The following is a 19,004-nucleotide window of genomic DNA, read 5'->3' on the forward strand; positions in this document are numbered from 1 at the left end:
GCCAGCTCCCACAGGGTTATGCGCTGTTCAAATAATCCGGCCATCCCAGGCCACCGTCACATGCCGTGGCAACTCGCGTCGGTGCTCCAGCAGCCACGCATCCAAGGTGTGCCCCACATGGGTCAGCACACCCAACTGCGCGCCAGTTTCTTCGATGCTCTGCAACGCCAGCGTCAGGTCATTGTGATTACGCGGCGCTTGCGGCTGCGGCGGCATGGAGCAGTCGAGTACCAACACGTCCAACGGTTCACGTTGCAACCAGGCCCGCGTGGCCGGCGGCAAGCCCACCGTGTCGGTGAGGTAGGCGATGCGCCGCCCCTCGCCTTCCAGCAGATAACCCAAGGTCAGCTTTGAATGTTGCAGCGGCAATGCGGTGACGCGCAGTTCACCGAACGTGCGTGTTTCAAACTCGGCAAACGGCTGGCTGAAATCGAGAATGCCCGGATGTTTGTAAAGGTCGGACAAACCCTCCGGGTCGGCGGGGCCGTGTACCGGAATGATCAAGCCCTGGCCCCAGCGCAAGTGCAACAAACCCTGAGCGTGATCGGCGTGATAGTGGGTCTGCAAAATCCCATTGAAACTGCGCGGCGGGAAGCGTTCGCAGAGGTCGGGCAAGCCGCTGTCGATCAACCAGCGCTGGTCGCCGCACTCGATCAACGCGCTGCACGGGCGGCGGCGCAGGCTGGCATCGCGGCGCGCCAGACCGCACGCCGCGCACTCGCAGCCATACACCGGAACTTGCCGCGCGTCACCAGTGCCCAGCAAGGTCAGGCGCATGCGGTATGCCCATGATCGAGGCAGCAGAGCAAACGCGCGACGGTGTTTTCCAGCGGGCCGGAATTGTCAAGCACGAACAAGCCGGCGCCATTGCCCGCGATCAAATCGGCGGTGAACCGCGCATTGCGCGCCAGGCGTTCCTCGATATCGGCCTGGGACTCGCGCCCGCGCGCCATCAGGCGCTGGCGCAATACGGCCTGATCCACCGTCAACAGCAGCACCAGCAAGCTTGGATAGCGCTCACGGGTTTGCGCCAGATACGCACGCGAACCATTGACCAGCACATCGTCCCCCGCCGCCAGCCATTCGTCGATGGCCTTGGGAATGCCATACGACAAGCCATTGGCCTGCCAACTGAGGGCAAATGCGCCCTCGGCCAGCAGCGCGGCGAACTGCTCGGGGCTCACCCCCTGCGCGGCCTCGCCCACCGCTTCCGGCGAGCGGGTGATGACGCGGCGCACAATGCGGCAACCGCGCTCGGCCAAGCGTGGGCGTGCGGCATCCAGCAGGCTGTCCTTGCCCGAACCGGATGGCCCGATGAGATAGATCAACCTGCCTGCCATCAAAACACCCTCTTCGCCTGTCGCCAGACTTGTTGCACTACAGGAAGCCCCTCGCAGCGACGGGCCTGCACCAAATCCGCTCGCAGGCCAATCGCAATTTCACCGCGATCCGTCAGGCCCGCCGCGTGCGCAGGCGCCAGGCTGATCATCTTGACGGCCCGCGACAGGTCGCCGCCATCCTGTTGATCGGCCAGCACAAAGGCCGCCTGCAACAGGCTGGCCGGGTAGTAATCACTGGAAAGTATATCCAGCAATCCCTCGGCAGCCAGGCCGGCGGCGGCCACATTACCCGAGTGCGACCCGCCGCGTACCACGTTCGGCGCGCCCATCAGCACTTTCATGTTCAGCGCCTGGCAGCCCTTGGCCGCCTCCAGCGTGGTGGGGAATTCAGCAATGGTCATGCCATAGCCCGCCGACTCCTCCACATGCGCCAGCGTCGCGTCGTCATGGCTGGCCACCGACAGGCCGCGCTCCAGGCAATGCGCAACAATGGCCGCGCGATAGCGGTCGCTGTACGCCTTGGAGTTGGCCATTTGCAGCACGATGAATGCATCCATGGTTTCGTCGTTGAGGTGGTACTTGCCCATGTAGTACTCACGGTACTTGGATTCGAGCACGAACTGGCGCTGGCCCGGCGAATGGTCCATCACCGACACCAGACGCACCAGCGGGTTTTCCACCAGGTCGCGGAACACGCTGAGGGTGTCCGGGTGGCACAGCTCGCAGCGCAGGTGCAGATGGTGCTCGGCGCGGGTCAAGCCGGCGTCTTCAGCCTGGGCGATCGCATCGAGCATCGCCGGCAGCTTCTTCATGCGGTTGCCCTTGGGGTTCACATCGCCGATCGACACCGCGTCGAACACCGTGGTGATCCCCGCCGCGATGATTTGCGCATCATGGCTGAGCACCGCCGAGATCGACGGCCAGTCCACGCCGGGGCGCGGGGTCATGTGTTTTTCCAGGTTGTCGGTGTGCAGCTCTACCAGGCCCGGCAGCAGGCAATCGCCGCCCAGGTCCTGGGCCTGGGGCAACTGGCTGCGGCCTTCGGCGAGGTCGACAAGCTTGCCGTCGCGCAGCACCACCGTGCCCAGAAACATGCGCTCAGCCGTGACGACCTGGGCATTGGTGAGGATCTGTTCAGCGGGCATGGGCGTACTCCTCTTCGGCAACGGCTGCAGGGGTCATGTCGAAATGGCGGTCGGCGACCGCTTCACGGGCGGTGCGGTCGTGGAAGATGCCGATCAGCGCCGCGCCGGCGGCCTTGGCTTCGTTCATCAGTTCCAGCACCACCTGGCGGTTGCTGTCGTCCAGGGACGCGGTGGGCTCATCCAGCAACATCACCGGCCAGGCGACCATGAAGCCGCGGGCGATATTGACGCGCTGTTGTTCGCCACCGGAGAACGTACCGGGCGCCAATTGCCACAAGCGCTGCGGGATGTTCAGGCGCGTGAGCAGGAGTTCGGCACGGGCTTGCGCATCGGCCTTGGCCCAGCCACGCGCCAGGGCCGGCTCCATCACCACGTCCACGCAGGCCACGCGGGGGATCACGCGCAGAAACTGGCTGACGTAACCAAGGGTCTGCTGGCGCACCTGAAGAATGTCACGCGGCTCGGCGCCGACCAGTTCCAGCCACTCACCGGCATGCTGCACACGAATACTGCCGCCCGCCGGTAAATAGTTGCCGTACAGCGTGCGCAGCAAGGTGCTTTTACCCGCGCCGGACTGGCCATGCAGCACCAGGCATTCACCGCCCCGCACGCTGAAATTCACACCGCGCAGCACGTTGAGCACCACGCCGTGTTGCTGATGCAGGGTGAAGGTTTTCGAGAGGTCACGGACCTCGATCAAGGCATTTGTCATGGCTGCAATACCGAGGACACCAGCAATTGAGAGTAAGGGTGCTGTGGATCGTCGAGGATCTGGTCGGTGAGCCCGGTTTCCACCACGCGGGAGCGGCGCATCACCATCAGGCGGTCGGCCAGCAAGCGCGCAACGGCCAGGTCGTGGGTGACGATCACCACCGCCAGATCCAGCTCACGTACCAGGCTGCGCAACAGGTCGAGCAGGCGCGCTTGCACCGACACGTCCAGGCCGCCGGTGGGTTCGTCCATAAACACCAGGCGCGGGCTGGAGACGAGGTTGCGGGCGATTTGCAGGCGCTGCTGCATGCCGCCCGAGAAGGTGCGCGGCAAATCGTCGATGCGCTGCGGGTCGATTTCCACCTGGCCGAGCCAATCCAAACCGGCGCCGCGCAGTTGCGCATAGTTGCGCACGCCTTGGGCCATCAGGCGTTCGCCAATATTCGCACCGGCTGACACGCCCATGCGCAGGCCGTCCCGTGGGTTCTGTTCGACAAAACCCCATTCGGTGCGCAACAAGGTGCGGCGCTCGGCTTCACTGGCGCTGTACAAATCCAGCCATTCGCCGTCCTTGCTGCGGTAGCCGATGCTCCCCGCTTGCGGCGGCAAACGTCCGCTCAGCAGCGAGAGCAAGGTGGATTTACCTGAGCCCGACTCGCCGACGATGCCCAGCACTTCGCCGGGGTACAGATCAAAGCTCACGCCCTGGCAGCCCTTCTCCGGGCCATACAAAAGCGACAGGTCACGCACTTGCAATAACGGCTGGCTCACTGGTTGTTCTCCTTGACCCGTTGGGCGCAATACCAGGTGTCGGAACACACAAAACTCTGGGTTCCTGCGTCGTCGAGAATCAGCTCATCGAGAAAGGATTCGTGGCTGCCGCAAATGGCGCAGTTGTGCGCCCACTGCTGCACTTCGAACGGGTGGTCTTCAAAGTCCAGGCTGGTGACCTGGGTGTACGGCGGCACCGCGTACAGGCGCTTTTCGCGACCGGCACCGAACAGCATCAGCGCCGGGCTCATGTCGAGTTTGGGGTTATCGAATTTGGGGATCGGCGACGGGTCCATCACGTAGCGCTCATCGACCATCACCGGGTAGGCGTAGCTGGTGGCGATATGGCCGAAAGTGGCGATATCCTCGTAGAGTTTGACGTGCATCACCCCGTAATCATTCAGGGCGTGCATGGTGCGGGTCTCGGTTTCCGAGGGTTCGATAAAGCGCAGCGGCTCGGGGATCGGCACTTGGTAAACCATGATCTGACCGGCCTGCAAGGGCGTTTCCGGGACGCGGTGGCGGGTCTGGATCACGCTGGCGTCGGGCGTGGCTTCGGTGGTGGCAACCCCCGCCGTGCGGGCGAAAAAGCGCCGGATCGACACGGCGTTGGTGGTGTCGTCGGCGCCCTGGTCGATCACCTTGAGCACGTCATCATCACCGAGGATCGCGGCGGTCAATTGCATGCCGCCGGTGCCCCAGCCATAGGGCAATGGCATTTCGCGGCCGCCAAACGGCACTTGGTAACCGGGGATCGCCACGGCCTTGAGCAAGGCGCGGCGGATCATGCGTTTGGTCTGTTCGTCGAGGTAGGCGAAGTTGTACGCCGGGTCGCGCACAGCCGGTTGGGTCAAGTCATTCATGGCGGTTGCCCTCGGCCGGTCGGCGCAGTTTGCGGATCAGTTCCAGCTCGGACTGGAAGTCCACGTAGTGAGGCAATTTGAGGTGCGAGACAAACCCCGCCGCCTCGACGTTGTCGCAGTGGGCCAGCACAAACTCTTCGCGCTGGGCCGGTGAGATGATTTCTTCGTTGTATTCCCCGGCGCGCAGCGAGCGGTCGACCAGCGCCATGCCCATGGCCTTGCGCTCGGCATGCCCGAACGCCAAACCGTAGCCACGGGTGAACTGCGCCAGCTCAGTGGCCGAGCCGACAAACTGGTTGACCATCTCGCACTCGGTGACTTCGATGCTGCCCAGGCAGATGGGAAAGCCCAGCTCTTCGGGGTCGACCCACACCTCGACGTCGCCGATGCGAATCTCACCGGCAAACGGGTGGTTGCGGCCGTAACCGCGTTGAGTCGAATAGCCCAGCGCCAACAGAAAACCCTCGTCGCCACGGGCCAGAGCTTGCAGGCGTTCGGCACGGCTGGCCGGGTATTCCAACGGGTCGCGGGTGATGTCGGCGACGCTGGCGTTGTCGTCGGCTTCGTTTTTGATCAAGCCTTCTTTGGCGAGCAAACCGAGCACCCGTGGGCAGGCGTCAATCTGCGCATCGGCCGTGGTCTGCGGGCCTGGGTATTCACCTTCGGCCAGCAGCGAAAAATCCAGCAGGCGGTGGGTGTAATCGAAGGTCGGGCCGAGCAGTTGGCCGCCGGGCACATCCTTGAAGGTGGCTGACAGGCGCCGACTCAAGGACATCTGCGCGGTATCAATCGGCAGGCTCGGGCTGAAGCGCGGCAGCGTGGTGCGGTAGGCGCGCAGCAGGAAGATCGCCTCGACCAAATCCCCTGCCGACTGCTTGATCGCCAGCGCCGCCAGCTCTTCGTCGAACAACGAGCCTTCGGTCATTACCCGCGCCACCGCCAGCGGCAATTGCTCGCGGATTTGCGTCACGCTCAACTCGGGAATCGCAGTATCGCCCCGACGTTTTTTCGCCAGCAGGCGGTGGGCATTGTCGATGGCCTGTTCGCCACCTTTGACGGCTACGTACATCAGGCGTGCTCCTGTGCTATGCGGCTGCTGCGCGGCAGGCCGATCAGGTGGTGGCCGGCGGTGAACAACAGGTCCAGGCCACGCGGGAAGGCTTCGCGGCGTTGGCGCTCCGGCCAGAAGGCTTGCGGCACCGGCAGGTTGACCAGGCGCTGGGTTTTGATTCCTGGGCCGCGCCAGTGCAGGCCGCGACCGGATTCCAGGTCGGTAAGCTGAACCAGCAAGGTGCAGGACTGATCCGGGTAACGGTCGTTGCCGTGGTCAAAGCCGCCGAGGTCGAGCAGGTCTTGCTCGCCCAGCAGCGCGAACACCGCGTCTTCGCGTTTATCGGTGAGCGGGCAACCGCAGTGGAAGGCCAGGTTGGCGCGGATCAGCGGCGTGTCGAAGCTCGGCGCCAGCCACAGCGGCGTGTCCCTATCCAGCAGGGCCAGGCACAGCGCGTAAGTAGCGGGCGCCAGGCCGTCGAGGCGTGGGGCGGACGGCAGATGCTGGAGCAAACCGGGTTCGGCCAGCGCCTTGAGGGCCGCACGAAAACCGCGTTGGGCATCCAGCACCGGCTCGACAAACGCCGGTTGCAACAGGTGAGCGTTCATCAGTTTTCTCCTCGCACCAGGGTGAAGAACTCGACCTTGGTGGCAGCGGTGTCGGCTTGTTTTTCGGCGCGGCGTTTGGCTTGGGCAGTGGCCAATGCGGTGATCAAGTCGCTGAGCCACAGGTTCGGTTGCGTGCCTTGCAGATGCGCATCGGCCAATGCGGCCAGCTCGGCATGCAGCTTGTCGCGCCCGGCCAGGTAGCTGTAGCCGGTGCGGCCGTCGGCCAGGCGCACCACGCAGCGGGTCACGCTCATTTCGCCGACGTTGAAGGCCGCGCCGTCACCGCCCATGCGCCCGCGCACCAGGGTCATGCCGATTTCCGGGGCGCGGATCAGTTGGTATTCGGCGTCTTTCAAGGCCGCTGCGTGGGGTTGCAGTTCATTGAGCTGGGCGCGGGCTAATACGCCGATCCAATGTTGTCGCGGGGACACATTCATCATTCAAGTCACCACTTGGTACTGAAAGCGATCCGAACGGCTGGTGGACTGCGCCAGCTCCACCGGGCGGCCGTCGCGATCGCAGGAAAGGGTAAACACCGTGAGGGCCGGCAAGTGCCGAGGCATCATCAGCAGCGCGGCTTCATCACGGTTGGGCAACCGCGCACCGATCAGGCTTTGGGTGCGGGTCAGCGGCAGCGCTCGTTCACGCAGGTACTGGCGCAGGGAGCCGCCGGTGTAATCGGCCAGCAACGGCGCACGGCTGGCGCAGTAGCGATGGCGGATCAGGCTGACGGGCTGGTGGTCGAGCTTGCGCAGGGTTTGCAGCTCGATCATCGGCGCCATCTCGGCGATGCCCAAATGCTCGGCTTCGTCGCGGCTGGCGTAGCAGTAGCGGCGCTTGAGCAACACCGCCTCAACGCCCACGCCCTGGGCCGACAGCGATTGGCTGTAGGAAGTCTCGGCGCCCATCGAGTAAATCAGCGGGCGGTCGAGCACCTGGGTGCCCTTGCCCTGACGGCGCAACAGGCTGCCTTCGAACACCAGTTCGTCAATGGCACGGCGCAAGGTGTGGCGGTTGACGCCAAAGCGCTCGGCCATGTGCACCTCGCCGGGCAGGAAGTCACCGGCCTGGTAGCTGCTCAATTCGCGGCGCAGGATGTCCGCGAGTTCGCGGTACACCGGCTCATCTTGTCTAGACAACTGCATGCTTAAAAAAAGCGCCGCGCGGGCACCCCTCAGGCGTCAGATGAACTGCTTGCGCAGGCGTTGGGACAGCACGTCGATACCGCTCACCACCACGATGATCACCAGCAGCACCGCGCAGGTTTGTACGAACTGGAAGGCGCGAATGTTTTCCCAGAGGATCACGCCGATACCGCCCGCGCCGACCATGCCCACCACCGTCGCCGAGCGCACATTGGCTTCGAAGCGGTACAGCGCGTAGCTCACCCACAGCGGCATCACTTGCGGGATCACGCCGTAGATCACTTCCTGCAAGGCACTTGCGCCGGTGGCTCGCACGCCTTCTACCGGGCCTGGGTCGATGGCTTCGACGGCTTCGGCAAACAGCTTGGCGAGCACGCCGGTGGTGCTGATCCACAAGGCCAAAACACCGGCGAAAGGACCGAGGCCGACGGCGACCACAAACAACATGGCAAACACCATTTCATTGATCGAGCGGAAGGCATCCATCACCCGGCGCAGCGGTTGGTGGACCCACCACGGGGTGATGTTGTCGGCGCACAAGATGCCCAACGGCACCGAGCAGACGATGGCCAGCACTGTGCCCCACAGGGCGATTTGTACAGTGACGATCATCTCCTTGAGGTAGGCGCGCCATTCGTGGAAGTCGGGTGGGAAGAAGTCGGCGGCGAAGGTCGCCATGTTTCCGGAATCGCGGTACAGCGCCAGCGGGTTCATCTCGGCACCGTGCCAGGCCCAGGCCAGCAGGACCAGAAACAGGCCCCAGCCGAGGTATTGCGGCCAGGTTCTTTTACCCACTGCTTCAGCATGCAAGGTAGTCATGGGTCACTCTCGGTAAAGGTTGGAACTGGACCTGATGTGGGAGCGGGCTTGTGTGGGAGCGGGCTTGCTCGCTCCCACATTGACCCGGTGCCTACAGGGGGTTAGCCGTTTGCCGCAGTTTTCTTGTCCAGCTCGGAGATGCGCTGTTGCAGCTTGGCCAGGTCGGCGTCGATGTCGGCGAGCTTCTTGGCCTTGTCGGCCGCTTCCAGCTTGTCGTCTGCACTGATGGTGGTGCGCTGCTTGAACAGCTCCAGCTGGCGGATCGGCAGCAGTTGGTCGTCGTTGGAGGCGAGGAACTTGCCCAGTTGCATGTTCTTGAGCACCGCCTTCTCTTCATCGGTGTCGCCGTAGTGGGCGAAGAAGTCGCGGATCTTGGTTTTCTCGCTGTCCGTCAGCGCCTTGCTCCACACCATCGGGTCGGCCGGGATCAGCGGCGATTTCCAGATCACCTTGAGCATCGCGGCTTTGTCCGGCTGGGTGACTTCCAGGCGGTCCCAGCTTTCGGTGTTGAAGGTGGCCACGTCCAACTGCCCCTTGGCCACGCTGAGTGCGTTGACCTCATGGCTGGAGTTGAGCGTGCGTTTGAACGCGGTGGCGGCGTCCACATGGTTCTTGGCGAACACGTAGTAGCCCGGCACCAGATAACCCGAGGTGGAGTTCGGGTCACCGTTGCCGAAGGTCAGGTTCTTGGCGTTCTTGAGCATGTCGTCGACGTTGTTGATCGGGCTGTCCTTGCGCACGATCAGCACGCTCCAGTAACCGGCGGCGCCGTTGGCGGCGGCGGTCTGGGCGAAGATCTCGCCGTTGGAACGGTCCACCGCCTCCATCGCGGCCTTGTTGCCCAGCCACGCCACGTCGACCTTGTTAAAGCGCATGCCCTGGATCAACCCGGCGTAGTCGGAGGCGAAGGTGGCGTTGATGGTCAGGCCGGTCTTCTTGTGCATGTCATCCAGAAACGGCTGCCAGATGCTCTTGAGGTTCTGCGAAGACTCGGTGGACATGATGCCGAAGTTGATGGTTTTGTCGGCGGCCTGGGCAGTGCCCATGGCGGCGCCGGCCAGCAACACTGCAGACAGAAACACGTGGCCGATACGGTTCAACATGGACGGGATTCCTGTGGGTAGTGAGTAGGGTTTCAAGCGCGCGCCATGGCCAGCCGAGGCGTGGCGACGGCAGTGCGGGTCTGGTCGGAAAACATCAGGCTGGTGTCGACGTCGGCACCGTACAAATCGTTGAGGAACTGGCTGCTCATGGCGCTGCCCTGCCCGTCGAAATGAATGCGCCCACCTTTAAGGGCCACGGCACGCGGGCAATAACGCATGGCGTAGTCGACTTGATGCAGGGTCACCACCACGGTCTTGCCATCGCGGCGGTTGATGTCGGCGAGGATCTCCATGACTTTGCGCGCCGACTCCGGGTCCAGCGAGGCAATAGGCTCATCGGCGAGGATGACTTCGGCGCGCTGGGTCAATGCGCGGGCAATCGCCACACGCTGCTGCTGGCCGCCGGACAAGGTCGAAGCACGCTGCCCGGCGAGGTCGGCCAAGCCCACGCGGGCCAGGGATTCGTGGGCAAAGGCCTTTTCCTCGGCATTGAACAAACCGAGGTTGCCGCGCCAGCGCGGCATGCGGCCCAGGCAGCCGAGCAGTACGTTGTCGATCACGCTCAGGCGGTTGACCAGGTTGAACTGCTGGAAGATGTAGCCGATGTCTGCGCGCAACCGCCGCACCTTGCCATTCAAGCGTCCACTGGCCTGCACCTCCCGGCCCAGCACCTTGACGCTGCCGCCGTTGCTCTTGTCGCAACAGGCCAGGCCCGCCAAATGGCGCAACAAGGTGGACTTGCCGGAACCGGAAGCGCCAATCAGCGCGACCATCTCACCTGCGGCAATGGTGAGTTCGAGGTCGACCAATGCGGATTTCTTCGCAAAGGTCTTGTTCAAGTGATCGACATGGATAGCGTGAGTCATGGGCTTCTCTGTCTGGTTTGAACAGCCACACAAGGGCTGCGGTTGAGTTCAAACGACAGTAGGCGCGGGAGGTGTCAGTGCTATTACTTGCACATGACTGGCGGGCGGCGGATTGATGAAGGTTTTGTGAAAGGTTGGAATGCTGTCTGACCGATCGTTCCCACGCTCTGCGTGGGAATGCCGCCTGGGACGCTCCGCGTCCCGAACCCTGCGCTGGGGTGACGCAGAGCGTCACGGGATGCATTCCCACGCAGAGCGTGGGAACGATCGGTAGCCTGCGTATGGCTCTCTCTTCTTAGCAGCCCTCTTGTTAGGACATGCCCTACACAGATTTCGGGTTGCGTCCGAGCAACCTCGCCGCTAACCTTCGCGGGTCGCTGCAAAATCAGCGAACGGGTGTGGTAGCCCGGTTCTTTCATAGATCCCCAAAACGCTTACGGGCGTTTTTTTGTGCGGGCTGCTTTGTGGCGGCTGTGCACGGGAGGCTTCGGCCTGCCGGGTTTCTATGACCGGTCTACCACCCCGTGTACAGTCGCCTCCTTACATCGTGTGGTAGCGAGATGGAGGTGCTCATTCATAGGAGCTTCACCATGAAAAAAGTCACGCCCAATCCCCCGCCATCCGCCTCGGATGACACCCCACAAACCCCGCCCAACCTCATCTTCACCGTCCGCCCCGGCCTCAGCACTGAAGTAGCCTTGAGCAATGCCAGCGAGATGCTGGAATCGGCGACGGTGTGTGCCTACGACTGTGCCGAGCACTTGGATGGCTCAAGCCGCAAGCAGGTGCTGGCGGTGGTGCAGATGGTTGAGATTGCGCAGTTGTTGGTGGATCAAGCGCTGAATCGGGAGTGCCCCGTCGTTTGATAGCGCGGTGATCCCCTGTGGGAGCGGGCTTGCTCGCGAATGCGGTGCACCAGCCAACCTATTCAGTGACTGACACGCCGCTTTCGCGAGCAAGCCCGCTCCCACAGTTGATCTTCAGTGTTTGGAGGGATGTATTTCAAAAGTAAGAAAAAGGCGACCTTTCGAAGGTCGCCTTTTGTTATTGCGCGTACTGCTTGCTCAACCCCGGCGGCACGCCGTGCACATCGGTGTCTTCCCACGGCCCGTTCGGGCTGATGGAGCGGCTCCAGCCGTTGCTCCAGCGGTAGTAGGTGCGCTGGCGGTAGAAGGTGTCGGGCTGTTCGTCGAGCACATACACCTGCATCTTGCCGTCCCAGTGGCTGGCGGCGCCCGGTGGTGGGGCGAAGGTCGGCGACTTGCTTGGCACAGGTTTCGGCGGCGGTGTTACCGGGCCGGACGGTTTGGTGCCCGGCTGGGTCGCCGGGCCTGACGGCGGGATGGTCGGGCCGGTGGGCGCGGGAGGCCGGTGGACCGCACAAGCGCTCAAGCCGAGTACCAGGCTGAGCAGGGTGATGCGTGCAAATGCGGTCATAGGCGTTTCCTCGAATTATTTGTCCGGAGTGTCGATGGTCAGCTGCTGCAGTGCAGTGGTGGTGCTGGCCAAGGGTTGGCTGCGGCCGATCCACTCGCCAGTGGTCGGCTGACCGGCCCGGGATATGCGCGCAACCAGTTGGACTTCTGGGAAGTTCGACAGTTTCAACTGCGGCATCATTGCGTCCGCATCGCCCAGCTCGACGGTGACCGGCAGTTCAGCCACGGTGACACGCTTGGCCGCCAACGGTGCCGGAGGGCCATTCACGGCGCGGGCGAAGATGAACACGCTGTCGGTGGGAAGGGCTTTGGCCTTCACGTCGGCTGCCAGGTCCACGCGCACTTTCATCACGGTTTTTGCCGCAACGATACCGCCGCTTTCCTTGAGCTTCTCGGCCGCGCGGTCAATGCCACCTTGCAGCGCGACACGGGAGTTGTCTTGCGCCGGCAACTGCGCCAACAGGCGGTTCCAGTAGTCGATGGCTTCCTGATAACGCTGGCCTTCAAAGGCGGCGATACCCAGCAGGCCGAGGCTGGTGACTTCCTTGGGATCGAGTTTCAAGGCTTCATCGGTCAGCGCCTGCACCTTGGGCGACCATTGTTTGTTGTCGGCAAAGTACTGCGCTTGCGCCCATTGGCCGAGCAGTTCGGGCTGGCGACCGGCGAGTGCGACGGTGCGTTCGAAGATCTTGGCGGCATCGGCCGAACGGTCCTGAGCCATGTAGGCGCGGCCGAGGAAGTACAAGCCTTCCGCCGAGTCCGGCTGGGCGGCGGCGGCGCGCTCCAGGCGGCGGGTCATGTCTTGCATCGACACCGGCGGCTGGGAGAATTCGCGGGTCAGTTCGACCTTGTCGCTCGCCCCGTAATGCAGGTACAGCGCAACGCCCAGGACCGGCACGAGAAACGCCGCCAACAACGGCAGTGGTTTGCCCAGGCGCGACTCACGAGGTTTTTCTACGCCTTCGGTATCAGCCAGCAACTCACGCGCAGCTTCGGCGCGGCCGGTGTCGAGTTGCGCGGCATTGAGCACGCCTTCGTCCTGCTGCACTTGCAGCTCGGCCACGCGTTCTTGATAAAGCGCCACGTTCAGCGCGGTGCGATCCTCTTCACGCTGAGCACGGCGGCCGCGCAATACAGGGATCAACAGGAAACTCAGGGCAATCAGGAGCAGCAACCCTGCTGCGAGCCAAAAATCAATCATCAGTCTTGGTGTCCAGCAATTGGTCGAGGCGTTTGCGCTCATCCGGGGAGAGCGCATCGGAACCATCAGTCGGCGCGGCGCGGCGGCGGCGCACGATCACGGCCATCACCACCACACCGGCCAGCAACAGCCCGGCAGGGCCGAACCAGAGCAGCGCGGTCTTGCCGGTAAGGGCCGGTTTGTAGCGCACGAAATCACCGTAGCGGTCGACCATGAAGTCGATGATCTGCTGGTTGTCCTTGCCCTCCCCCAGCATGCGGAAGATCTCTTTGCGCAGGTCGGCGGCGATGGGGGCGTTGGAGTCGGCGATGTCCTGGTTCTGGCATTTGGGGCAGCGCAGTTCCTTGGTCAGTTCGCGGAAACGCTCGCGGTCACCGTCCTTGGCGAACTCGTAAGTGTCGATGGCCGCATGGGCAACGCCGACCAGTCCAAGTGCCAACACAGCAGCGGCTAACAGACGCTTCATGGCTTGGCCTCATCGACCAGTGCCTGGTACTTGGCGGCCAGTTGCTCGCGCCACACCACTTCGTCGATCACGCCGACATACTTGTCGCGGATCACGCCCTTGGCATCGATAAAGAAGGTTTCCGGGGCGCCGTACACGCCGAGGTTAAGGCCGAGGTTGCCGTCCTCATCGCGGATATCCAGCTGGTACGGGTTGTGGAACTCGGCCAGCCACTTCAAGGCCGCCGCATTGTCGTCCTTGTAGTTGATGCCGTAGATCACCACGCCCTGCTCGGCCAGTTTGTTCAGCACCGGGTGCTCGACGCGGCAGGAGATGCACCAGGTGCCCCACACATTGACCAGCGCCGGCTTGCCCAGCAGGTCGGCCTGGGTCAGGGTTTTATCGCCCTGCACCGTCGGCAGGCTGAACGCCGGAAATTGTTTGCCGATCATCGCCGAAGGCAACTCGGCCGGGTCCAGGTACAGGCCGCGATACAAAAACACGGCCATCACCAGAAAGGCCGCCAGCGGCAACACCATCAACCAACGCTTCATGCCGCCGCTCCTTGCAGGCCGAGGGCTTCACGCACCCGGGCTTTGACCTTGACCCGATAACGCCGGTCCAGCGCGGCCAGCAACCCGCCGAAACCGGTGAGCAAACCGCCGAACCAGATCCAGCGTACAAACGGTTTCACATGCACGCGCACCGCCCAGGCGCCGTCGCCCAAGGGTTCACCCAGTGCCACATACAGGTCACGGGTGAAACCGGCGTCGATACCCGCTTCAGTCATCATCGAGCTTTGCACGGTGTACAGGCGTTTCTCCGGGTGCAGCACCGCCACTTCCTTGCCGTTGCGCACCACACGCACAGTGCCTTTGTCGGACGTGAAGTTCGGGCCTTCGAAATGCTTGGCGCCTTCAAAGATAAAGTGGTAACCGGCCAGGTCCATGGACTCACCCGGCGCCAGGCGCAGGTCGCGCTCGGCGCTGTTCTGGCTGGACAGCACCACGCCAAGGGCACACACGGCGATGCCGATGTGGGCGACCTGCATGCCCCAGTAGCTGCGGGTCAATGTTGGCAGACCTTTGATCAGGCCTTTGTGGCGGGTCTTGTCGAAGATGTCGCGCACGCCGGCCAGCAATACCCAGGCGGCGAGCAGGAAGGTGGCGAGCACCGCCCAGTTGAAGTCGCCATAGGCGAAACCAGCGATCACCGCCAAAGCCACACTGCCGAGCAGCACCGGCATCAACATGCCGGCCAGCCATTTGACCGGCGTGTCTTTCCAGCGCACCAGCACGCCGACCGCCATCACCACCATCAACAGGCCCATCAACGGTATAAACAACGCGTTGAAGTACGGCGGGCCGACGGACAGCTTGGCGCCGCTCAAAGCGTCCAGCACCAAGGGGTAAAGGGTGCCGAGCAGGATCATCGACGCGGCCACCACCAATACCAGGTTATTGCCCAGCAGCAGTGTTTCTCGCGACCACAGGTTAAAGCCGACCTGGCTCTTGACCACCGGCGCACGCAACGCAAACAGGGTCAGCGAGCCGCCAACCACAAACAGCAGGAAGATCAGGATGAATACGCCGCGCTCCGGGTCGGACGCAAACGCATGCACCGAGGTCAGCACGCCCGAACGCACCAGGAAAGTACCCAGCAGGCTGAGGGAAAACGCGGCGATGGCCAGCAACACCGTCCAGCTTTTGAACACGCCGCGTTTTTCGGTGACGGCCAGCGAGTGAATCAGCGCGGTGCCGACCAGCCAGGGCATGAAGGAAGCATTTTCCACCGGGTCCCAGAACCACCAGCCGCCCCAGCCGAGTTCGTAATAGGCCCACCACGAACCGAGGGTGATACCGATACCGAGAAACGCCCAGGCGACGATGGTCCACGGCCGCGACCAGCGCGCCCAGGCTGCATCGAGGCGCCCGCCGAGCAAGGCGGCGATGGCAAACGCAAAGGCCACGGAGAAACCGACGTAGCCCATATAAAGCATCGGCGGGTGCACGATCAGGCCGATGTCTTGCAACAAGGGGTTGAGGTCATGCCCATCCATCGGGATCTGCGGCAGGATGCGCGTGAACGGGTTGGAGGTCATGATCAAAAACAGCAGGAAGCCGATGCTGATCATGCCCATCACCGCCAGCACGCGGGCCAGCATGACCTGCGGCAGTTGGCGCGAGAACACCGATACGGCAAAGGTCCAGCCGCCGAGGATCAAGGCCCACAGCAGCAACGAACCTTCGTGGGCGCCCCACACGGCGCTGAACTTGTAGTACCACGGCAAGGCGCTGTTGGAGTTATTGGCGACATAGGCGACGGAAAAGTCGTCGGTCATAAAGGCGTAGGTCAGGCAGCCGAATGCGAACACCAGGAACGCGAACTGGCCCCAGGCAGCCGGCTGCGCCAGGCTCATCCACAGGCGGTCGCCGCGCCAGGCGCCGAGTAATGGCACCACGGCCTGGACGATGGCGAAGCACAAGGCGAGGATCATCGCCAACTGGCCCAGCTCCGGAATAAACAGTGCGGACGTCATGGCTTAGCCCTCCTTGGCAGGCTGTGTATTTGAGCCAGGGGCCGATTGGCCGCTGTCTTTCAACGCCTTGGTCACTTCCGGCGGCATGTATTTCTCGTCGTGCTTGGCCAGCACTTCATCGGCCACCACCACGCCGTCGGCATTGAGTTTACCCAGGGCGACGATGCCTTGGCCTTCACGAAACAAGTCCGGGAGGATGCCGCGATAGGTGATGGTCACGGCTTTGTTGAAGTCGGTGACCACAAAGGTCACGTCAAGGGAATCGCCGGAACGCTTCAAGGAGCCCTTCTCGACCATGCCACCAGCACGAATGCGCGTGTCGACAGGCGCTTCGCCATTGGCGATCTGGGTCGGGGTGTAGAACAGGTTGATGTTCTGCTGCAAGGCGCTCAGGGCGAGGGTCACGGCAATGCCGACGCCGGCCATGATGGCGAGGATGATCAACAGACGCTTTCTACGCAGCGGATTCACTTATCGGTCTCCCGGCGCAAACGACGCGCCTCTTGTTGCAGGTAACGCTTGCGGGCCAGGATCGGCGCGGCGACGTTGAGGGCCAGCACCGCCAGGCAGATGCCATAGGCCGTCCAGACATACAGGCCGTGATGGCCCATGGCGAGAAATTCACCGAATGAGTTGAAGTTCATCCGCGCGCTCCCAGGCTGTTTTGCACTTCGGCCTTGACCCAACTGGTGCGGGCTTCACGCTTGAGCACTTCAAGGCGCATGCGCATCAGCAGCACGGCGCCGAAGAAACAGTAGAACCCCAGCACCATCAGCAGCAGCGGCGCCCACATTTCCACGGGCATCGCCGGTTTTTCGGTGAGGGTGAAGGTGGCGCCCTGGTGCAGGGTGTTCCACCACTCCACCGAGTATTTGATGATCGGGATGTTGATCACGCCGACAATCGCCAGCACCGCGCAGGCCTTGGCGGCGCTGTCGCGGTTGCTGATGGCATTGCCCAGGGCAATAAGGCCGAAGTACAGGAACAGCAGGATCAGCATGGAGGTGAGCCGCGCATCCCACACCCACCACGAACCCCAGGTGGGTTTGCCCCAGATCGCGCCGGTGACCAGCGCCACGGCGGTCATCCACGCGCCGATGGGCGCGGCGCATTGCAGGGCCACGTCGGCCAGTTTCATCTTCCACACCAGGCCGACGATGCCGCACACGGCCAGCATCACATAACAGGACTGCGCCAGCATGGCGGCGGGCACGTGGATATAGATGATGCGAAAGCTGTCGCCTTGCTGGTAGTCCGGTGGTGCGAAGGCCAGGCCCCAGACCAGGCCGGTGCCGATCAGCAAAATGGCGGCGACGCTCAACCACGGCAGCGATTTGCCGCTGATGCCGTAAAACCATTTGGGCGAGCCGAGCTTGTGAAACCAGGTCCAGTTCATTGCTGTTTCCATCACGGTGGCTGTGCGTCATTGCGCAAAGCTCAGGGTCTTTCTTATGTTGAAGAGCTGATTATGTCGCTTAACCAGGCCTCATTATTCGCCGACGCTGATCTTCAGGCCAGCCGCTATAGCAAAGGGTGTCAGGGTTACCGCCAGGGCGGTCAGGCTGCCAAGCCACAGCAGGTAACCGGTCGCCGGCATGCCCATGAGCGCGGCCTGCAAGGCGCCGCTGCCCAGGATCAACACCGGGATATACAAAGGCAGAATCAGCAGGGCCAGCAACAAGCCACCCCGCTTCAAACCGACGGTCAACGCTGCGCCCACCGCCCCCAACAGGCTGAGCACCGGCGTACCGAGTAACAAGGACAGGAGCAACACCGGCAGGCACTCAACGGGCAAGCCGAGCATCATCGCCAGCAGCGGCGAGAGCAATACTAGCGCCAAGCCGGAAAAAACCCAGTGTGCCAGCACCTTGGCCAGTACCAGAAGTGGCAAGGGGTGCGACGAAAGGACCCACTGTTCGAGGGAACCGTCTTCAAAATCGCTGCGAAACAGCCCGTCCAGCGAGAGCAGCACCGATAAAAGCGCGGCCACCCACACCAGTCCCGGGGACAAGGTTTGCAACAGTTTAGTCTCGGGGCCGACCGCCAGCGGGAACAGTGCGATGACGATGGCGAAAAATACCAAGGGGTTGGCTAATTCGGCCGGGCGGCGGCACAGCAGGCGGGCTTCACGGGTGACTAACAGCGCGAACACACTCATGCCGACCACCGCCCTAAATCCAGGTCGCGGTAACCGGCAGGCCTGCGCACCAGCGTGTGGTGGGTGGTGAGCAGCACCAGGCCGCCCTGCTCGCAGTGCTGGGCCAAGTGTTCTTCGAGTTGGGCGACGCCTTGCTTGTCGAGGGCGGTGAAAGGCTCATCGAGAATCCATAGCGGCGGGCCAGGCAGATACAAACGCGCCAGCGCCACGCGGCGCTGCTGGCCGGCGGACAAGGTGTGGCAAGGCACGTCTTCGAAGCCCTTGAGGCCGACCGCGGCCAGTGCCTGCCAGATGGCATCGCGGGACGCCCGATGATGCAGGGCGCTGAGCCAGCTGAGGTTTTCTTCCGGCGTGAGCACGTCCTTGATGCCGGCGGCGTGGCCGATCCAGATCAGGTTGCGCGCAAGCTCGGTGCGTTGCTCGTTAAGGGGCTTGCCGTTGAGTCGAACCTCACCGGCCGTCGGCTGCATCAAACCGGCCAGCAGGCGCAGCAAACTGGTCTTGCCGCTGCCGTTGGGGCCGCTGATCTGCACCATGTCGCCGCCCGCCAGCCGCAGTTCGAGGTGCTCGAACAGCAGGCGCAGGTCGCGTTCACAGGCAAGCGCTACGGCTTCTAGAAGAGGGCTGGTCAAAAGATCGCGGGCCTTTACGGTTCAAGTCGGCGGTGCAGCGGCCGTTATAGAGAAATGCACAATAACGGCTTTGGCGACCGATTTTAGAGAGCTGGATCAAATAGTTGTGAGGTTTTTACCGCTCTCTTTGCAGACGGGCGGCATTATACATGTGATGCCCTACTCTAAAGA

Annotated in this window: 24 protein-coding genes; 1 reads left to right on the forward strand and 23 read right to left on the reverse strand. The window is 63.0% G+C overall.

Going from position 1 to position 19,004, the window contains the following annotated elements:
- Window positions 1-27 precede the first annotated feature (27 nt).
- The 13 genes from phnP to phnC form a co-directional block, all read right to left on the reverse strand.
- A complete protein-coding gene (phnP, locus tag BLV67_RS07685; RefSeq protein ID WP_065912452.1) occupies window positions 28-777 on the reverse strand; it encodes a phosphonate metabolism protein PhnP in 750 nt (249 codons plus the stop codon).
- Window positions 768-1,340 carry a phosphonate metabolism protein/1,5-bisphosphokinase (PRPP-forming) PhnN gene (gene phnN / locus BLV67_RS07690; protein ID WP_069788724.1) on the reverse strand — a complete coding sequence of 191 codons (573 nt, stop codon included), beginning with the start codon at window positions 1,338-1,340 and terminating at the stop codon, window positions 768-770. Before phnN ends, phnP begins: the two co-directional genes overlap by 10 nt.
- Window positions 1,340-2,485, reverse strand: coding sequence for an alpha-D-ribose 1-methylphosphonate 5-triphosphate diphosphatase (locus tag BLV67_RS07695; protein WP_069788723.1), 1,146 nt, complete (start codon window positions 2,483-2,485; stop codon window positions 1,340-1,342). Before BLV67_RS07695 ends, phnN begins: the two co-directional genes overlap by 1 nt.
- Window positions 2,475-3,197, reverse strand: a complete 723-nt coding sequence (phnL, locus tag BLV67_RS07700) for a phosphonate C-P lyase system protein PhnL (protein WP_069788722.1) — start codon at window positions 3,195-3,197, stop codon at window positions 2,475-2,477. Before phnL ends, BLV67_RS07695 begins: the two co-directional genes overlap by 11 nt.
- Entirely contained in the window at window positions 3,194-4,003 is an 810-nt protein-coding gene (phnK, locus tag BLV67_RS07705; protein ID WP_167365877.1) for a phosphonate C-P lyase system protein PhnK, read from the reverse strand. The genes phnL and phnK overlap by 4 nt, the downstream gene beginning before the upstream one ends.
- Window positions 3,964-4,830 carry an alpha-D-ribose 1-methylphosphonate 5-phosphate C-P-lyase PhnJ gene (locus BLV67_RS07710; protein ID WP_069788720.1) on the reverse strand — a complete coding sequence of 289 codons (867 nt, stop codon included), beginning with the start codon at window positions 4,828-4,830 and terminating at the stop codon, window positions 3,964-3,966. Before BLV67_RS07710 ends, phnK begins: the two co-directional genes overlap by 40 nt.
- The gene (locus BLV67_RS07715; RefSeq protein ID WP_069788719.1) at window positions 4,823-5,899 is read right to left on the reverse strand and encodes a carbon-phosphorus lyase complex subunit; all 1,077 of its coding nucleotides are present in this window, start codon (window positions 5,897-5,899) and stop codon (window positions 4,823-4,825) included. The genes BLV67_RS07710 and BLV67_RS07715 overlap by 8 nt, the downstream gene beginning before the upstream one ends.
- A complete protein-coding gene (gene phnH / locus BLV67_RS07720; RefSeq protein WP_065912440.1) occupies window positions 5,899-6,489 on the reverse strand; it encodes a phosphonate C-P lyase system protein PhnH in 591 nt (196 codons plus the stop codon). Before phnH ends, BLV67_RS07715 begins: the two co-directional genes overlap by 1 nt.
- The gene (gene phnG, locus BLV67_RS07725; protein WP_065912483.1) at window positions 6,489-6,926 is read right to left on the reverse strand and encodes a phosphonate C-P lyase system protein PhnG; all 438 of its coding nucleotides are present in this window, start codon (window positions 6,924-6,926) and stop codon (window positions 6,489-6,491) included. Before phnG ends, phnH begins: the two co-directional genes overlap by 1 nt.
- Before the next feature lie 3 nt (window positions 6,927-6,929).
- Window positions 6,930-7,634, reverse strand: a complete 705-nt coding sequence (gene phnF, locus BLV67_RS07730; RefSeq protein WP_074854437.1) for a phosphonate metabolism transcriptional regulator PhnF — start codon at window positions 7,632-7,634, stop codon at window positions 6,930-6,932.
- Between the two features lie 36 nt (window positions 7,635-7,670).
- The gene (gene phnE, locus BLV67_RS07735) at window positions 7,671-8,453 is read right to left on the reverse strand and encodes a phosphonate ABC transporter, permease protein PhnE (RefSeq protein WP_065912438.1); all 783 of its coding nucleotides are present in this window, start codon (window positions 8,451-8,453) and stop codon (window positions 7,671-7,673) included.
- Window positions 8,454-8,554: 101 nt separating this feature from the next.
- On the reverse strand, window positions 8,555-9,556 hold the full coding sequence (gene phnD, locus BLV67_RS07740) for a phosphonate ABC transporter substrate-binding protein (protein WP_065912436.1): 1,002 nt from the start codon (window positions 9,554-9,556) through the stop codon (window positions 8,555-8,557).
- Window positions 9,557-9,588: 32 nt separating this feature from the next.
- The gene (phnC, locus tag BLV67_RS07745; RefSeq protein WP_069788718.1) at window positions 9,589-10,422 is read right to left on the reverse strand and encodes a phosphonate ABC transporter ATP-binding protein; all 834 of its coding nucleotides are present in this window, start codon (window positions 10,420-10,422) and stop codon (window positions 9,589-9,591) included.
- Between the two features lie 590 nt (window positions 10,423-11,012).
- Between phnC and BLV67_RS07750 the strand changes: the two genes are divergently transcribed.
- A complete protein-coding gene (locus BLV67_RS07750; RefSeq protein WP_065912433.1) occupies window positions 11,013-11,288 on the forward strand; it encodes a DUF6124 family protein in 276 nt (91 codons plus the stop codon).
- A 178-nt stretch (window positions 11,289-11,466) separates the two neighbouring features.
- Here the strand turns inward: BLV67_RS07750 and BLV67_RS07755 are convergent, their stop codons facing one another.
- The 10 genes from BLV67_RS07755 to ccmA all read right to left on the reverse strand — a co-directional run bounded on the left by BLV67_RS07755 (window position 11,467) and on the right by ccmA (window position 18,833).
- On the reverse strand, window positions 11,467-11,859 hold the full coding sequence (locus tag BLV67_RS07755) for a hypothetical protein (RefSeq protein ID WP_056857144.1): 393 nt from the start codon (window positions 11,857-11,859) through the stop codon (window positions 11,467-11,469).
- Between the two features lie 15 nt (window positions 11,860-11,874).
- Window positions 11,875-13,059 (reverse strand): c-type cytochrome biogenesis protein CcmI, encoded by a 1,185-nt coding sequence (gene ccmI / locus BLV67_RS07760; RefSeq protein WP_065912432.1) that lies wholly within the window; start codon window positions 13,057-13,059, stop codon window positions 11,875-11,877.
- The gene (locus tag BLV67_RS07765; protein WP_017136200.1) at window positions 13,052-13,525 is read right to left on the reverse strand and encodes a cytochrome c-type biogenesis protein; all 474 of its coding nucleotides are present in this window, start codon (window positions 13,523-13,525) and stop codon (window positions 13,052-13,054) included. Before BLV67_RS07765 ends, ccmI begins: the two co-directional genes overlap by 8 nt.
- On the reverse strand, window positions 13,522-14,058 hold the full coding sequence (locus tag BLV67_RS07770; protein ID WP_056857147.1) for a DsbE family thiol:disulfide interchange protein: 537 nt from the start codon (window positions 14,056-14,058) through the stop codon (window positions 13,522-13,524). Before BLV67_RS07770 ends, BLV67_RS07765 begins: the two co-directional genes overlap by 4 nt.
- The gene (locus tag BLV67_RS07775) at window positions 14,055-16,043 is read right to left on the reverse strand and encodes a heme lyase CcmF/NrfE family subunit (protein WP_065912430.1); all 1,989 of its coding nucleotides are present in this window, start codon (window positions 16,041-16,043) and stop codon (window positions 14,055-14,057) included. Before BLV67_RS07775 ends, BLV67_RS07770 begins: the two co-directional genes overlap by 4 nt.
- Before the next feature lie 3 nt (window positions 16,044-16,046).
- On the reverse strand, window positions 16,047-16,514 hold the full coding sequence (ccmE, locus tag BLV67_RS07780; protein ID WP_069788717.1) for a cytochrome c maturation protein CcmE: 468 nt from the start codon (window positions 16,512-16,514) through the stop codon (window positions 16,047-16,049).
- Entirely contained in the window at window positions 16,511-16,687 is a 177-nt protein-coding gene (ccmD, locus tag BLV67_RS07785) for a heme exporter protein CcmD (RefSeq protein ID WP_065912427.1), read from the reverse strand. Before ccmD ends, ccmE begins: the two co-directional genes overlap by 4 nt.
- A complete protein-coding gene (locus BLV67_RS07790) occupies window positions 16,684-17,439 on the reverse strand; it encodes a heme ABC transporter permease (RefSeq protein ID WP_069788716.1) in 756 nt (251 codons plus the stop codon). The genes ccmD and BLV67_RS07790 overlap by 4 nt, the downstream gene beginning before the upstream one ends.
- Window positions 17,440-17,532: 93 nt before the next feature.
- Window positions 17,533-18,201 carry a heme exporter protein CcmB gene (gene ccmB, locus BLV67_RS07795; RefSeq protein ID WP_065912482.1) on the reverse strand — a complete coding sequence of 223 codons (669 nt, stop codon included), beginning with the start codon at window positions 18,199-18,201 and terminating at the stop codon, window positions 17,533-17,535.
- The gene (gene ccmA / locus BLV67_RS07800) at window positions 18,198-18,833 is read right to left on the reverse strand and encodes a cytochrome c biogenesis heme-transporting ATPase CcmA (RefSeq protein ID WP_056857150.1); all 636 of its coding nucleotides are present in this window, start codon (window positions 18,831-18,833) and stop codon (window positions 18,198-18,200) included. Before ccmA ends, ccmB begins: the two co-directional genes overlap by 4 nt.
- Between the last annotated feature and the right edge of the window lie 171 nt (window positions 18,834-19,004).

It is taken from the genome of Pseudomonas salomonii, from assembly GCF_900107155.1.
GTDB lineage: Bacteria > Pseudomonadota > Gammaproteobacteria > Pseudomonadales > Pseudomonadaceae > Aquipseudomonas > Aquipseudomonas salomonii.